11 protein-coding genes are annotated in these 15682 nt (G+C 63.6%); 1 reads left to right on the plus strand and 10 read right to left on the minus strand.

The window, feature by feature from the left end:
* Positions 1–219 precede the first annotated feature (219 nt).
* The 7 genes from MC380_RS13670 to MC380_RS13700 all read right to left on the minus strand — a co-directional run bounded on the left by MC380_RS13670 (position 220) and on the right by MC380_RS13700 (position 5127).
* On the minus strand, positions 220–795 hold the full coding sequence (locus tag MC380_RS13670) for a hypothetical protein (RefSeq protein WP_242165407.1): 576 nt from the start codon (positions 793–795) through the stop codon (positions 220–222).
* Positions 796–885: 90 nt separating this feature from the next.
* A complete protein-coding gene (locus tag MC380_RS13675; protein ID WP_242165409.1) occupies positions 886–2391 on the minus strand; it encodes an XVIPCD domain-containing protein in 1506 nt (501 codons plus the stop codon).
* Between the two features lie 26 nt (positions 2392–2417).
* Positions 2418–3200 (minus strand): hypothetical protein, encoded by a 783-nt coding sequence (locus MC380_RS13680; RefSeq protein WP_242165410.1) that lies wholly within the window; start codon positions 3198–3200, stop codon positions 2418–2420.
* Positions 3201–3359: 159 nt separating this feature from the next.
* Positions 3360–3827, minus strand: coding sequence for a YciI family protein (locus tag MC380_RS13685; RefSeq protein ID WP_242165412.1), 468 nt, complete (start codon positions 3825–3827; stop codon positions 3360–3362).
* Between the two features lie 164 nt (positions 3828–3991).
* A complete protein-coding gene (locus tag MC380_RS13690; RefSeq protein WP_242165414.1) occupies positions 3992–4327 on the minus strand; it encodes a hypothetical protein in 336 nt (111 codons plus the stop codon).
* Positions 4328–4448: 121 nt separating this feature from the next.
* Entirely contained in the window at positions 4449–4775 is a 327-nt protein-coding gene (locus MC380_RS13695; protein WP_242165415.1) for a nucleotide pyrophosphohydrolase, read from the minus strand.
* 73 nt (positions 4776–4848) lie between these two features.
* On the minus strand, positions 4849–5127 hold the full coding sequence (locus MC380_RS13700) for a hypothetical protein (RefSeq protein ID WP_242165417.1): 279 nt from the start codon (positions 5125–5127) through the stop codon (positions 4849–4851).
* 248 nt (positions 5128–5375) lie between these two features.
* Between MC380_RS13700 and MC380_RS13705 the strand changes: the two genes are divergently transcribed.
* On the plus strand, positions 5376–7079 hold the full coding sequence (locus MC380_RS13705) for an ankyrin repeat domain-containing protein (protein ID WP_242165419.1): 1704 nt from the start codon (positions 5376–5378) through the stop codon (positions 7077–7079).
* Positions 7080–7212: 133 nt separating this feature from the next.
* Here MC380_RS13705 and MC380_RS13710 read toward each other — a convergent pair whose 3' ends face one another.
* The 3 genes from MC380_RS13710 to MC380_RS13720 all read right to left on the minus strand — a co-directional run bounded on the left by MC380_RS13710 (position 7213) and on the right by MC380_RS13720 (position 15580).
* A complete protein-coding gene (locus MC380_RS13710) occupies positions 7213–8565 on the minus strand; it encodes an AAA family ATPase (RefSeq protein WP_242165420.1) in 1353 nt (450 codons plus the stop codon).
* A 5-nt stretch (positions 8566–8570) separates the two neighbouring features.
* Positions 8571–9596 carry a reverse transcriptase domain-containing protein gene (locus tag MC380_RS13715; RefSeq protein ID WP_242165422.1) on the minus strand — a complete coding sequence of 342 codons (1026 nt, stop codon included), beginning with the start codon at positions 9594–9596 and terminating at the stop codon, positions 8571–8573.
* 164 nt (positions 9597–9760) lie between these two features.
* The gene (locus MC380_RS13720) at positions 9761–15580 is read right to left on the minus strand and encodes an alpha-2-macroglobulin (RefSeq protein WP_242165425.1); all 5820 of its coding nucleotides are present in this window, start codon (positions 15578–15580) and stop codon (positions 9761–9763) included.
* Positions 15581–15682 lie beyond the last annotated feature (102 nt).

Genomic DNA, 15682 nt, shown 5'->3' on the forward strand with positions numbered 1-15682 from the left:
CCGCCAAGTGTTTTCTACTCACCGCTGACTAAGTTTCACTCACGGGTGAGCAGTTTCCATTCACCGCCGGGTAAAAACTGGTCAACGTTGAATGCCAGAGAGTCACCCATCACTGGCAATCACTCACGCATGAATGGTGGGTGGTCACGGATGCGTGTGAATTGGTTGGCGATGAGTGGCAGAGACTCGACGGGCCAGCGAACCTGACCTCGTTGCCCGTTAGAAGTCCCTACCCAATAGCTTGCAGGAATCGCACCGCCTGGCCGGGTCAAGCTGCCGAGTCTGCGGCACTTGTGACGCGGACTGCGGTGCGGCCGCGGTTGGCTCAGCAGGAACGGGCTGCATCTGGGCTACTGGCTGCGCAGGCGATGCTTGGGGCTGGGACTGCCCTTCAGGCACATATATCGCGAGCGCAGTTCCCGCCTTGTTGAAAACGGGCGCGCTGAAGCCGGTTGCAAAGGCGCTGTTGCCGTAGAACGTAGCTGAGCCTGTCCCGACCGACCCCGCGTACTCGTTACCCATGCCCTGCATCAGGACGCCATTGGCGCCCAGAGCTGCGGCCTCAGCCTTCAGACGCGCGATGACCTTGTCCGTCTTCTGTTGACGCGTGAACGCGCCTGAGGCGGCGCTTGACGCCTCCAGCATGGCGATCTGTTCGAACTGCACCGGTGGTTGCAAATACACCCTGACTTCCGACGGATCGATGGGGGCCCGCCGGGCGCCCACAAGAACGTGGGATGACTGACACGCGGTCAGCAAGCACAGCAACAGGCTGCAGAACAGAAGTCTTTTCACCGCTTTCCCCTTGAACGTGCGCGGTCGCCCCTCCGGCGCCAAAGTTCCACGCAAGTTCCAAGCCAACTCGGCGACTATTTTTTGGACACGCTACAAACTTCTATAAGCCTCCCGCTGCTGTTGCGGGATTTCTTGCTGTTGCGCAAGCAGCTGCGACTGCTGCTGGACCTGGCTTTGCTCTTCGGCACGCCGGTAGTGGTCCTCGGCAGGCTGGGCGAGCGCTTCCCTGGTCGCGATCTGAGCGCGGTTCGCATACGGATCGGGAGATGCGGTACCGCCCTCGCGAAAAAGAAACGCGATTTCGCCGCTTTGCCGAGTTGCGGTCGGCTCGTTGAAGACGACCTTGAGCGTATCGCGATCGTCGAAGCCTCTCTCTTTGGCCAATCCATAGAGGCTGGCCGCCAGCCGCTCGCTGTTTTCGTCCCAGCTCTTCCCGATCGCCGTTTCGGCTCTGGCCAGTTCGCTCCTGATCCTGCGATCAAGATCGTGATCGGGATGTTCCCGATCGCGCGGGTCGGTGGTACGCATGCCCTGCGTTTCAACAGGCGCCGGAAAAGCAGGCAGGTCGCCGCCGGGTGGTAGACCTGTCGGGATCTCGTTGGTCGGTCGCCGATCACCTTCGATCAGGCGCTGCCGATCGACTTCGTCGGAAACCGGCGCTGCCCGACGATCATGACCAGGAAGCGCTTCCGGCACCACGCGATTCTGCTGCTCTTGGCGCGCCACGGCTTGCTGGATCGCCGCCAGCGTGTCCGGGTCCGCGCGCCCGGTGATCGCAAGATCCTCCTGCTCCTGAAATCGTCTGACGGCCTCTTCCGTGTCGCGGTTGAATGTTTCGTCGACGCTGATTTCCCTACCGCGAGCAGCTCGAATGCCGAGAACGCGCAGGTTCGTCTGGAGCTCCCCCACTTCCGTGCCAGACTCACCGCGGCGCAAGGTGCCGTCGGCCATCGCGTCCTGTCCGGTGAGCGGTGCCACCCGCGCACCTGGCTGGACGCGCCCTGCCGCGAGCTCGGCCATGAACTCCGGCGTCAACTGCGCATACCAGGCGTCGAAACGGTTGTAGCGATCGGCGAGCCCGTTTTCCCCGCCGTTGATCGCCCGGGTTGCCGCAGACACGTCGTCGCGGTCAGCCTCCGGTACCTCGCCCTGCCAATAGGACACCGCGATGCGTGACGCATGATCCGGATCGGCAGCAAGATCCGGGCTTCCGACAAGATCCACTCCGATCGCATTGCCTCTCGTGCGGTAGTTATCTTCGCCCGTCAGCATGACGAAGCCGCGGCCTCGGTACAGATAACCGTCGCCCGCATCATCGTTGCCCATCCGCCCGCCGTACATGAGTCGCGCAAGCTCTTGCGGACGGCCCGCCAATGCTTCCAGTCGAGCGGATTCGAGCGCCTCGCGACCTTCTCGGAACGCGGACTGCACCGGGATCGCATCGATGCCCCTGGTGTATCGGAAGCTCTCTTCGAGTGTCGAGAGCCCGCCGGACTCATGGCTGACCTGGGCCATGAAGTTGGCCAGCTCATCACGCGAAGTAATGCCGGCATTCCGCGCGGCGTTCAACATTGCGATTTCGTTGGCGGTTGGCATTCCTATCTCCTTCCTTGATGTGCTGCCTAGATCTCCGCATCAGCGTCCGTTATTGCTGCGTCGAATGCCTTGATGGATACCGGGTCGATGTCGCTGCTCGTTGCCTTGCTTTGCTGCTGCTCGCCGTTGATGCGATCGAGCGTACTGTTAACCACGCCCTCCAGAAGCCAATCATCCACTTCTCTCGTATACACAAAACGGTACTCGCGCGCCCATAGTTCACGCGAGCCACCTTCGAATCTCAGCGAGAACTCGCCCGCCTTCACAGAGATATCCGCAAGCGGGTCGCCCATCGTTCCGCCGCATGAGCGGCACAGAATGGCATCTGGATTATCGACCGCCTTCTCCAGGGTCCCGCTTCCGGCGCTGCGCAGCAGCACGAGCGACCGCGGGGCGGATTCGTCCGCGCTCTTGTTCTCCACCGCCAGGAGAACATCGATGTCGCCGTCGGCATCCAGATCTCCCCGTCTCTCGATACGGATTACTGCGCCCTCTGGGACAAACGCGAAAATGTCGCTGCCTTGGACTTCTTCGGATGCTGATTGCGTCGTAGCACCCTGTGCTTCTGTCGGTGACATAGCGGGACTTTGGCCGACTGCCGCGGGATCGGTCTGAACTGCATCGCGCTTTGAAACACTGTCCGAGTGGGATATTTGCTCGGCGAAAGCGGGTTCCTGCCGTGAACAGGCTGCGCCGAGGGCCATCAGCGAAATCGCCAGCAAGGCGGCTGGAATCGACGCTATCCGTCTATGCATGCACCTACGTGCAGCTCCCACCTTCCCACGACGCATCTTCTTCCTGAAGTTCATGCAATCTCCTGAACGCTTGCAGCGAATGTGACGAAAAGACCGGCAAAAACGTACTCTGACCTCGTTTCCGAGCGACTGCAACTGTTCCGCTTCCCGACAATCGGATCAACCTCCGCCGGTTCTGATTGACGGAGGAGTCCATACCCGAATTGTTGGGCCTCAGCTTGCACCCTTTGCTTGCGGCTTATTCATGTTGCGCGACTGCCAGGCCGCCGCACTCCACGTGGGCGCGGCCTCGGTGATGAGTTGGAGGATTTCAGGCGGCAGGTCTTCCGAGCCGGTCAATTGACGGATGTCCAGGATGTCGTCGTTTCCGAAACCGGACGGGGCGCGCAGGGCCCATTGGATCGCCTCGTCGAGCGAGTCCACTTCGATGAGGTAGAAGCCTCCCACCAGTTCCTTCGACTCGGCGAACGGGCCGTCGACAACGTAGCGCCTGCCTTCCGCAACCGCGATGCGCGCCCCTTTCGCCGCGGGGTTGAGGCCCTCGGATGCGACCAGCACTCCGGCCCGATGCATCTCCTCGTTGAAGCGCATGTACGCCTTGAAGAGTTCTGCATCGAATTCGGGCTGCTGGCCGGTCGCCGTCGTCTCCCCACTCGACTGCGCCGTGATGATGAATCGCATGGCTGCTCTCCGGATATAGGTTTGTCTGGGTGTACGACGAGCGAGGACCAGTCAAGTCGACAGGACCACGACCTTTAAAAGCAGGCCGCGCCGGGCGTGCCTCCTTCCTGGGGCCTGACGCCTATCAAGCAGACCCGCGAAGCGGATTCGGCTTGACTGAGTCGTTACGCCGCGAGCGCATACGCTGCCAGCGCGAACGCCAGGCCCGCGGTGGTGGCGGCGACGATGGCAACGGATCTGGCAACCACCAACTCCCGACGAAGTGCGACGGTGCCCGTCTGCAGCGCCTCGATGTACTTTTGCGTGTTCTCGGCGAATGCCGTGAGCGCCTCTGCATTCTTGGTGATCGCGTCCGCGTTGGTGCGCGATGCCTGCTGAAGCTCCGCCACGGACGCCGCGAGATCCAGGGCCTGGTCCGTAGGCTTCTTGGCGAAGTACGGCGTGGCGAGGCGGATCACTTCGGGAATGAGGGGTACTGCAGTCGCGATCCAGGTGGCCATGTTTCCTCCTGCGGCCCAACGCGTGAGTTAAGCCGCGCTGCGTCGTGCAGGCTGCAGGCATGGCAAGCGCCTTCTGCCATGCCTGTGGCCGGAGCGAAGCGGCGTTGGCTTGAATGAATGGTTATGTGCCCAGCTCGCCAGATACATTTTCGGCGAGCTCTTTTGTGTTTTTCACAAACTCCGCCTCTAGATCAATGCCGCACTTGTTTGCAAGAACAATGATCGACCATAAGCAATCCGACAGTTCATGACCGAGTTTCGCTTTGCAGTCGTCAATATCCCGGATACCGGCGTTTGCCTGGATCAGTTTTGCCAGATCGCCTACGTCCCCTACGAAACCAAGCGCAAGTTCTTCCGTGGTCCAGACGCGCCCATACCTCTTGATCTCCAGCTGTTCGTAGAGCTCGTTTAGCTGTAGTGCGGACTTCTCAAGATCACTGAGTTTCATGTTGATTGCACATAACGCCGGTTCGACCCCTCCACGGGGCGTGGCGCACAGTGTACGGCGCCGCCTCGCGTTGCTACGAAAGCTCCGACGCTCGCGCGCTACGTGCCGCAAGATCGAACGCTTCCTGCGCGCTTCCCGATATGTCCGCCGCTGCGGCTGCCGCGCCGGCGAGGTGAACGGAATAGCTCATGGAATCGCAGCGACGGATGACGGCCAGGGTGATGGACGCCTGCGGATGCATGCGGTACAGCTCCCACTCGTCCCGCACATAGTGGTAGTCGCGCATCGGGTTGCGCCAGCCGTGATCACTTGGCAGCAGGGGCAGGTCGGGCAGCTCGGGTGGCGCAATCACCAGCGGCTCCTTCGAACGCCGGAGCGCGTGGCGGTGGGCGCTTCTGGATGGCATGCGGCTCTCACCCTTGGCTGCGTGCCACCCATCGTAGGGCCGGGCGTCGCACGGGCTGGGACTGCGGCCCCGGGAGTTGTCCCTGACACCTTTTCTAATGAAGCCAACCCAGCCTACGGACCTGATACCGTGCTCTGAACCACCTGGCCGCTTCATCGGGAGGATTTGTGCGAACGTTGACATCCTGCCTGATCGTGTCGACCAGCCTGTTACTGGGCTGCTCGGCGTCGACGAGCGATCCAGGCGCATCGTCGAAGCATGAACCAGTGGAAATGCGCGACCCTGCGTCGGGCTCGACCATGGCAGCTTTGCGCAATGCGCCAAGGATTCGCGTTTGCAGTGAGGACGAACTTCTCGGACACGTGCCCAACAGGCGTCAGATCGAAGCCAATCGCCGAGCCCCCACTCCGACCATTTCCTACGCGTACGGCACGGAGCGCGAGATTTGGGGCTTCGACGCCACCGTTCGGGTCGACCGCGATGGGCGCGTGGTCTGCCACAGCGGCAAGGATGGGTTCGACCGTCCCCAAGCCCTGACTCCGGAGCGCAACGCTGCGCTCGCAAGCCTGCGGTACGACCCGTTCCTGCGCGACGGTGCATCGGTTTCCGCCATTGTGAGCGAAGCAATCCGCGAGCAGGAGCTGCCGGAGTCCTATCGGCCGTTGCCGAACGCGCCCCTAGGCGAGGTAGGCATCACGTTGCAGAGAACCGGATGCTACGGAACCTGCCCCAGCTATACGGTCGATGTGCGCGGGGATGGCCTGGTTAACTATCGGGGCGATGGTTATGTCGACATTACGGGTGTCCATCGCTATCGCATTCCGCCAGCCGATGTCGCGCGCCTCGTCGACAGCCTGCGCAAGAAGGACCTCTGGTCGCTGCGCCCGGCCTACCACGCGGGTATCACGGACAATCCTACCTATCAGCTGACCCTGAAACTCGGCGATCAGGTCCATCGCATCGTGGACTACGTCGGCGAACGGGTGGGCATGCCGCACGTCGTATCCGAGTTCGAGGACGAGGTCGACAAGGTGTCCGGCGCAGAGGGTTTCGTCCATCTTTCCGAAGACGCCGTTGAGCGTCTGCAGCGCGAAGGCTTCCGATTCGATTCGAAGGAAGGTGCCGAGCTGCTGGCACGTGCGACCGCGAACGAGGAATCGCGCGACAACAAGGCGATCGTTCGCTTGGTCGAACTGGGAGCACCGATCGCTGCATCGCCCCAAGCGCGCACGGAGGGATGGCTTGCAAGGGGAACGCTACTCGAAGAGGCCCTGCAGAATCGACGCAGGAAGCTGGTCGACCTGCTGATCGCGGAGGGCGCGCTCGAGACGAATGGCAAGCCCGACCAGGCCAAGCTCGATGCCGCATTCCGTGCCGCGATCCAAGGCGGCAGCCTCGATCTCGTCCAGACCCTGTGGCGTGCGGGAGAACCCGATTTGCGCCCGGCGTTGTACTTCGACAACGAATCGGACGAGGCGCAAGGGGTCCGTCAGCGATCACCTGTGACCCTGTTGCTATCCCATTACGGCAGCGACGAGGACGAGACATGGGATGGCATGCAGATCGCGGCCTGGCTGGCATCGCGCGGCTGCGATCTCAAAGCCGCGGGCGCCGATGGGAAGACGCTGTTGCACATTGCCGCCAAGGCGGATGATGCCGAGTTCGTGCACTACCTGCTCAGCCAGGGCTTCGATGCGTCGACCCTCGGCGAATACGACCTGCCGGCACTGGGCAGCACCAGCAACGAGGACGTTGCGATGCTGCTGCTCGAAGCCGGGACGGACCTGTCGAAGATGGACGACCAGAGCGGAGAGTTCCTGCGCTATGCGAGGTCGAACCATTGGCAGCGGGTCGTGGAATGGCTGAGGAAACATCCTTCTCGTACGACGAGCAAGTAATCCCTCTTCGTCATACCCGTAGGGCGGGCTCAAGCCCGGCACGCCACGCGATGTACCGCCGAGTCGCCCTTTTTTGCGGATGGCCACGTGCCGTCTGCCGGGCGGCGGGCCATGCCCCCCTACGCTGGCCAGGTCACTGCGCTGAGGCGACGGACCCAGGAACGGGGCACGCCAAGAACGCTGTCAAAGTGTCAACTAGCGGCGCCAGCTCAGCTTGGTGCTGCACAAACAGGTACTCGTGAATGTCGGCAAGCGTCGCCGCCCGCGTTTGTTGAACATAAACAAAAAAGTCTTTGGCCGAGGTGAACTTCTTTGGCACATATTTGAAAGGAAAGTCCTGATCGGCTAGCGAAAGTTCTAACAATGCCTTTTCGAGGTGATCCATGGGAATCAGGTGGACGCCAGCCCGCGACGCATGGCGTTTGCCCCGTTCATCACCGTCGAGGACTGCGATCACATCGCTTGAACGCGCAAGGAAGCCGTCCTTTGCATTACGGGTCATGAGATCGACGACCTGAGTGCCACCACCGACATATATGACTTTGCAAGAGAAGAAGGACCGCGGGCACTTGTAGTTGATGAGGAAGTCTAGAAAAGCTGCCAGGACTGCATCTTCCGTCAGGATATAGCGGTCCCACCCCTTGAATCCGAATAGTCGTGCCTTGGCGTAGCTGTATGACGCGGGTAACGCACTCGCAGTATTGCCGTCGTTGTCGAGATAGAAAAGCTCTGTAGGCGCTAGCGTGCGCATGATCGCCAAGGAATGTGTCGTAAACAGCATCGTGCATTCGTAGCGCTCACAAAATTGCCTAAGCCACTGCGCGAGCTTAGCTTGGGCTGCGGAATCGAGGGACAGATCAATCTCGTCGATGACGATCAGCCGTGCTTCCGATTTGATGCTGCGATATAGATTAATAAGAAAGTGCTCGCCTGAACTTAGGTAGTCCTCACGGATATAGGTATTGTCTGGTTTGGCAATGGCGTAATACTTCTGACCTTTGACGACAACTTCTATTAACGTGTCGTATTGAGTCGAATCGTAAATCGCAGAAAGAAATTCGATCAGCTCTTCGGGGCGGCGCGCCATACCAAGCGCAAGTGTTCGGCGTATTTCATCATCCGCAGCGGCGGCGCTTTTGGCGAAGCTGAATCTCGCGCCGTGGGGAATTGGCAGCTCAACCGACACGGCGTCGCGGACGAGCGATGGAATTGGCTGGCGGCAATTGAGAGATCGCAATCCTTGATCGTATTCGAAGACGATAGGCGTACCGTCGACGGTGTAAATGATCTTGCTCTTGTCCGAGAAGATCCTGGGGGGCGCGGTTTTAACGAACGTATCGGCGTTGGAAAGGTTTCGAAGCGCCCGAACAAGCGTCGTCTTCCCGACGCCATTTCGCCCGACAAGACATAGGAGTCCAGCTTTCGTGAGATCAATCGTAAACTGCAACGCGTGGATGTGCTGCACGCGTTCGATGGAAATCTCCAAGCACTTCACTGTGCGGACCGATGCAGAAAGCTGTCGATGACCGTCGCGCCGAATTTGCGCCGGAGCTTTTCGAGATAGAGCGGATCGGCCGAGTGTATATGGCCGATGTAGCCACTCAGTTTTTGCAAAGCCTCGTCGGGCTCTGCATCAATGATGCGCATAAGGCGTGCGCGATCGGTTAGATAGAAATGCAGCTGAGTTTCTACTTTGTCACGAATCTCGCGATCCACCGTAATCCGGCCAGAAGGCAGGATGTTGAGCCCCAAGATCTTCACCTTGCGGCCAACGCGGAGCATGCGGCTCTTAGCTGTGTTGATCTGGAAGGTCGGACCTAATGCCTTGTCCAGCAATTGGGCAATTAGGCGCTCAATCCCATCGAGTTTGTCAGGACTCTGACCGGAGACGACGATGTCGTCGGCGTAGCGCGAGTAGATCAATTGACGATCACGGCAGACATCTTCGAGCATGTTGTCGAATGCAATGAGGCAGCTATTGCTTAGAAGCGGAGACGTAGAAAATCCGATGGCAAGTCTTTCATCGATCGTCGTCAGCTCAACAATACGGTCGATGAACTGAGGCAGGTCCTCTGCGGGCGTTGACGCTCGGGCGAGCGCATCGTGGACCATCTGTGAGGTAATGCTGTCGAAGAATTTCGCCAGATCAGTCTGAAAGAACGCTCGACTCTCGGCATGGACAGCTACGGCATCGGTCAGTGTGGCGCCTTTGCGGTAGGCAAAGCACACCCGTTCGTTGACCGGCAAATAGCCGAGGACGAAGACGTTGAGGAAGCTGTGAAAGGCGCGAAGGGTCTTGGACGGCTTATAAATAGTGCGAGTGCGCCAATCGACTCGTTGGAAATGCTTGTCAACGGGAAGGCGTAAGAAATCATCAAACGAATGGCGGCCGTGATGCATCATCTCGAAGAGGTATTCGAGAGAGCGTGCCTTCACCGAAACGGAAGGATCTGTCATGGTGGATATTGGAGCACAAACGAAATGCCCGACCCGGCACGAGGCCTTGAGGTCGGGCATACGTAAGTTGCTAAAGCGCCATAGAGGCCAGACTGTTGACCGGAGCTACTCCTAGTCGCTGGCATGACAACAGGCTAGCGCACGCCACACGCATTGACAAGCCAGGGTCGCCTTATGGCCGGACTCGGGTTTAGGAAGAACGGGAACTGGTTTACTTCTCCGGGTCATCTTGTATTGCTGACTTCGAAACTGTTGCCACCCGCGCCCTGCGCATAAACCCCCCGCTCGTACATCGCTTCCGCATACACCGGCGGCACGGCGAACTTGCCTGCGTTGCCAGCGCGGATTTTGTACTTGAACTCCTGCATGCCGCTGCCGACGTTGCCGTAGAGCAGGACGCGGTCCTCGCGTGGTTCGACGTGTTCGGGGATGAAGGTGGTGCCGGATAGCGCCAGGGTGGGCGCGACGGGTTCGTCGCCGCAGTCTTCGCAGTCGGTGTCGTTGGCGGGCGCAGGGGTCTGCATCACGGTCTCGAAACCACCCGGCAGCAGATCGACGATGGCGACGTCGCTGTAGGCGCGGTTGCCGAGCGCACGCACGCGCAGGCGCACGGTGACCTCAGTGCCGATGGCCACGCTGGTGACCGGCTTGCCGGCGGCGTCGAGGTATTCGCGCACCAGCTCGATGCCCTGGTCCTGGACCGCCGGCGGCGCTTTGCGGTCGAAGCCGTTCTGGGTCAGCGCGTACCAGGCGGTGGTGCCCTGCGCAGGCAGTACGCGCAGCGCGCGATCATTGGCATTGAACGTGCCCGCGCGTAGCTGGCCGGAGGCTTCGCCGATCACGCGCGCTTTGCCGGCGGCGTCGATGGCCTGCAGCCCCGGCAACGCGGCCGAAGCATTGCCACCGCGCGCTTCCATCGCCAGCAGGATGAGCGCTGACGACAGGGTGTTGTAGCGGTCGTTGCGCAGCGGTTCGAGCAGGCGCGCGATGGCGGTGCCGGTGATGCGCGACGCGAGCCGCGGGAAATGCTTCTGCAGCAGGTACACCGACCAGCCCTGGGCGATGTCGGCGTCGTAGTACTCGACGAAGCCGCGCGCCACGGCCGACGCCTTCGCGTTCGCGCGTTTCAGCGCGGCCTCGGCCAGCGGTGCCGCGGCGGCGTCCTGCTGCAGCAGCTGGTAGCTGGCGGCGATGAACAGCGCGGTGGCATCGTCCTGCTTCCAGGTCTTGGGATGGCTGGCCTCTAGCTGTTCGCGCACGGCGCTGAGCAGGTTGCCGGCGCTGCGGCCCTGGCGGACCAACAGGTACACCGCCATGGCGCGCGCACGCAGCTGCGGCAGCGTGGTCAGCGCGCGGTCGCCAGCCAGCGATTGCAGCCAGGCGTTCGCCGCATCCAGCGTATTCGACGGCACCGCGACGCCGCGCTCGCGCGCTTCGACCAGGTACAGCGCGCCGTAGGCCGACACGAACGGATCGACCTCGGGCGTGGAGCTCCAGCTGCCGAAGCCGCCTTCGCCGTTCTGCCGCGTGCGCAGCGCGTCCAGCGCGCGCGCGCTGCCCTGGGCGCCAGCCCCACGCAGCAGCCCGAACTCGGGATGCGAGGCGTCGACCAGCGCCGGGATGCCGGCGCTCACCAGCTGCTCGGTGCACAGGTGCGGATAGTCGGCCAGATACGCCGCGATTCCGTCGATCGCCACCAGCGGCGAGGACGATGCGGCGATCCGGCGCTTGGCCAGTTCCGGGAACATCGCGCGCAGCGGCTCGATCGCGTATGGCTTCGACGTGAAGCCGACGCGCAGGTCCTGGCGCAGGTGCACGGCCGGGCGGATCGAAACCTCGATCCTGCGCTGCGCGGCGTAGCGGCCAGACCTGGCGCTGATGCCGACGGCGAATGCACCAAGCCGCTGGCCCGCCCGCAGGCGCAGGCGTGCGGTGGCTTCGCGCCCCGGTGCGAGCTGCAGCGTGGCGTTCGCCGGGCCGACCAGGCTCAACCCCCGCGGCAACGACAGCGCCACGGTCACCGGCAGCGTCGCCTTGCCGCCGGCTACCGTGTTGGCGACGCCGATCGGCAGCTCGAACTCGTCGCCCGGCGCCAGGTGCGTGGGCAACGTGGGCGTGAGCACGAAGTCGCCGCGCGCGATCGCCGTGGTCTGGGCGATGCCTACGCGCGCGGGCGTCACCGCGATCGCGACCACGCGATAGCTGCCGTTGAAGTGGTCGGGCAGGCGGAAGCGCACGGTGCGTTCGCCGTCGATGTCCATCGGCCCGGACCACCAGACCGCCGGCTTCTCTGCCTTGCGCTTGAACGGGTTGAGGTTCTTCGCAAGATCGCCGCTGCCGTCGCCGCCCGGCGCGGAGCGGCCGACCAGGCGGCTGAACTCGGGCAGGATCAGGTCGAGGATCTGCGCGGTGTCCACCTGCAGCATCTTCTTGGCGAAGAAGGTGTCCAGCGGATCGGCCACCTTGTAGCGCGCGACCTGCAGGATGCCCTCGTCCACCGCAAACGCGACCACGCGCGCCTTGCCCTGGGTGGTGATGGTGAGCGGGACCTCGGCACCGGGTTTTGAAACCTTCGGCAGGCGGATCGACAGCGGCTGCTTGCGCGCGCTGCGGTCGATCCAGAACGGCGCCACGCCGTAGGACAGCGGGCTCATGAACACTTCGTCCGAATCCGGGTTGCGGACGAACTGCACGTTGACGTAGGCGTTGCCTTCCAGGCCCTCGGGCACGCGGATCTTCTGCACCGAGCTGTTGCTGTCCGCCTTGAACCAGGCGTGGGCATAGACCTTGTCGCGCTCGATCGTGATCAGTCCGGCGCCCGGATACGGGGCGCGCACGCTGATCTCGATCTCCTCGCCCGGCTTGTAGTTGTCCTTCGACAGCGACAGGGTCAGTTCCGCGTTGCGTTCCAGGTCGCGGGTCAGGTTGGCCTGCCCGGCCACGCTGTAATCGACCCGGTTGAGTGCGAGGCCCTTGCCATCGCGGATTTCCAGGCGCCAGTCGCCGGGCTTGTCGGTCGGCAGCGTGTAGCTGCGCGGTTTACCGGCGAAGTCGAACGCGGTTTCGCTGCGGTCGTCCAGGCGCAATTGCGAGACGTATTTGTAAAGCCCGGAGTTCTGCTTGGTCAGCACCGACACGTGGCGCCGCTCCACCAGCACCGCGCGCAGCCCCTGCGTCCGGATCGGTCTGGCATCCGGACCGATGGCCACCAGCTGCGCGCTGCGACGGCTGCCGCGCTTGACGTAGCCCAGCTCATCGTCGCGCTTGATGCCGATCAGATAGGGGTTGTCGGACACCAGCGTGGTCGCGCTGGCGGCCACGTTGCGGCCGCTGCCCGGCTCGAACGTGCGCACCAACAGGCTGAGCTGGTAGGTGGCGCGGTCGTACTTCTCCAGGCCCAGCGGAATTTCGGCATCGCCCTGCGCATTGGTCTTGGCATCGGGCAGGCTGTCGTCGTAACCGTCCTTGGCGCGCTGCGGATCGTAGAAGTCCCAGCCCTTCCAGCTGGCGAAGTCGGGGAAGGCGGGGCGCAGCACCACGCTGGCTTCGACCTTGCGGTCCTGCGCGGGCGTGCCGAACAGGTTCTCGGCGTGGACCAACGCCTTCAGCCCGGCCGGCTTGACCCAGCCTTCGGCCACCTGCTGGGAGAAGCGCGCCTGCACGCGCATCGTATCGGGCGCGAACTCGCGCACCTGGATCGTGGTGCTGCCGATCTCGGTGCGTTCGTCGTTCTTGCCGATCAGGTACAGCTGCGCGGTCCAGGTGCCGCTGGGGGCGGCGTCGGAAGGCGTGTAATCGAAAGTCTCGAAGCCGACATCGCCCAGCGAGAGTCGCTCGCGCCGGGCGATGGTGCCGCGCGGGTCGGTGATCAGCAGTTCCAGCGGCAGGCCCGCCAGTGGACGGCTCCAGTCGGCGGCGCGCACGATCATGCCCAGGTGCACGGTGTCGCCGGGCCGGTACAGGCCGCGGTCGGAGAACAGCGAGGCCTTGAGCTCGCCGGATTCGAGCGCGTTGTCCTCGCCGCCGATGTCGAAGCGCGAGTAGTCGAGCACCCGGCCTTCGGCATCCAGCGGCAGGAACGACAGGTCGCCGCCCTGCTCCACGGTGAGCATCACCGCCTGCTTCTCGCGCTTGAACGGCTGCAGCGTGGGCAGGCGGGCGCGGCCGTCGGTGTCGGTGGTGGCGGTGACCAGGGTCGAGCCGTTGCGGCCCACCGCGCGCACCGTAGCGCCCGACACCGGCGTGCCCGCGGCGATGGACTGCACGAACACGTCGCGGCTGCCGTCCAGGGCGCGCTTGGCCAGCACGCCCAGGTCGGTGAGCACCACCAGGCGGCGGTCGTACTCGGAGCCCGCGTCGTCGGCAAGGGTTTCACTCGCGGGCTTGGCGGCATCGTAGTCGCTCAGATCGCGCAGGCTCAGCAGGAACACACCGCGCCGGCCCTCGGCCAGGAACGGGCCGAGGTCGATGCCTTCGTAGCGGGTCTTGGCCGGATCGCCCGGCGGGAAACGCAGCCGCGTTTCCTCGCGCTCGACCAGGCTGTCCTCGGACAGGTAATCGAAGCTGGGTTTGGCGTAGTCGCCACCATTGTTCTGCACCAACTGGTGCAGTGCGCCGGGCAGCACGCGCGCCACTTCCAGGCGCATGCCGGACACGTTGCGTGCGGCCACGCTGACCCGGCGCTCGCCGCGCAGCGACAGCAGCGCGCCTTCGCCGACGAAGCGCAGCAGCTCCGGATACGGCGGTACCCGCAGCACTTCGAACTTGTTCTGGCCGAGGATGAAACCGCCGAAGGACTTCAGCCCCTTGGCCACGCGCACGTGCACGAAGCGGTTCGGCGTTGCCTTGTAGCGGAAGCCGTGGGTCTCGATGAACTCGCGCTCGGACGGCACCGCCGTGAGCGGGAGCAGCGGCGATTGCGCGAGCACGGTCTCGTCCACGTCGGCCGTCGACCAGGTGTGGCCGGGGCGACGCTCGGCGGGCGGCTTGCGCGGGTCGGCGTCGGGCAGCAGGCGCACTTCGATCGCGCGCGCCACGTCGCTGTCGCGCATGGCCTGGTTGAAGCCGAACACCAGGACCTGCTCGGGTTCGTAGCGGTCGTTCTCGGCCAGCGTGGCCTCGATGCTGTCGACGCTGACGCTATAGAGCGTGGGCAGGGCGACCGTGGCGGTCAGCGGGTCCTGCGTGCCCTCGCCGCCAAGCGTGCTGCGCACCCCTTCGTCCACCTCCAGCACCAGCTTGCCGCCGTTCTCCGGCAGCTCGAGCGGGGCCGAATGGACCCAGGCCTTGAGCCGGTGCTCGTCGAAGGTGAGCGTCTTGCCCGGCGCCGGCAGCGCGCGGCCACCGCCGTCGGCATAGGCGAAGCCCAGCTGCGCTTCGAGCGATGCGGCGTCGACCGGATGCGAGAAGCCGAGCGCGTAGACTGCCTTCTTGAGATTGGGATCCTGCGGGTCCTGGTAGAACTCGGCGCTGGCGACTTCGGCCTTGAACGGCGCGGTGCTGAATTCGAATTCGTCCTGCGCCAGCTTCACCTTCGGCGCGACCGCGGCCCTGGCATCGAGCGCGATGGTGAACGCGGTGCCGATCGGCCAATCCTTGGCGGGCGTGAACACCAGGGTGCGGTCGTCGCTCCACAGCCACTGGCCCGGATGTGCCGGTGCGAGGGTGACGCCCTTCGGCGCCTTGCCCACCAGCGCGATCGGCGCGACCGGCCCGGCGAAACGCAGGCGCAGCGGCGAGAACACGGGCGGGGTCTTGGTGTAGTCGGTGATCTCCGGGGCCGAGACCTCGGCCGTGACCGCATCCGGATCGATCACCTTCGGCCGGTTGGCCCACCACAGGCCGAGCAACAGCAGCAGCGAGATCGCCAGCGCGCCGCCCCACCAGCGCATCGGTTGCGCCTGCACCCGCGTGCGCAGCGCGCCGGTCCATGCCGGCGGCTGCCAGTCGATGCTGCCGAAGACCGCATGCGCACCTGCGGACGCGCGCTGGCGCCAGCGGCGTGCGCCGGCCGAGTCGGATCCTTGTGACTCCCCGTGTTCCATTGCGTCCCCGCGCGATCCGGACCGAGCCCGCACCGCGGCCCCATGGGCCGTGATGCGCTCGCCAGCATCACGTCAAGCTTCGCACAAACCGGACACGGCAGT

This window comes from Lysobacter sp. M15, from assembly GCF_022662515.1.
Taxonomy (GTDB): Bacteria; Pseudomonadota; Gammaproteobacteria; order Xanthomonadales; family Xanthomonadaceae; genus JAKPBU01.

What these genes read in the sequence shown, in the direction of transcription:
- MC380_RS13675 (WP_242165409.1), bottom strand. Translation starts at nt 2,391, where the DNA reads ATGCCAACCGCCAACGAAATCGCAATGTTGAACGCCGCGCGGAATGCC.
- MC380_RS13680 (WP_242165410.1), bottom strand. Translation starts at nt 3,200, where the DNA reads ATGAACTTCAGGAAGAAGATGCGTCGTGGGAAGGTGGGAGCTGCACGT.
- MC380_RS13685 (WP_242165412.1), bottom strand. Translation starts at nt 3,827, where the DNA reads ATGCGATTCATCATCACGGCGCAGTCGAGTGGGGAGACGACGGCGACC.
- MC380_RS13690 (WP_242165414.1), bottom strand. Translation starts at nt 4,327, where the DNA reads ATGGCCACCTGGATCGCGACTGCAGTACCCCTCATTCCCGAAGTGATC.
- MC380_RS13695 (WP_242165415.1), bottom strand. Translation starts at nt 4,775, where the DNA reads ATGAAACTCAGTGATCTTGAGAAGTCCGCACTACAGCTAAACGAGCTC.
- MC380_RS13715 (WP_242165422.1), bottom strand. Translation starts at nt 9,596, where the DNA reads ATGCCCGACCTCAAGGCCTCGTGCCGGGTCGGGCATTTCGTTTGTGCT.
- MC380_RS13720 (WP_242165425.1), bottom strand. Translation starts at nt 15,580, where the DNA reads ATGGAACACGGGGAGTCACAAGGATCCGACTCGGCCGGCGCACGCCGC.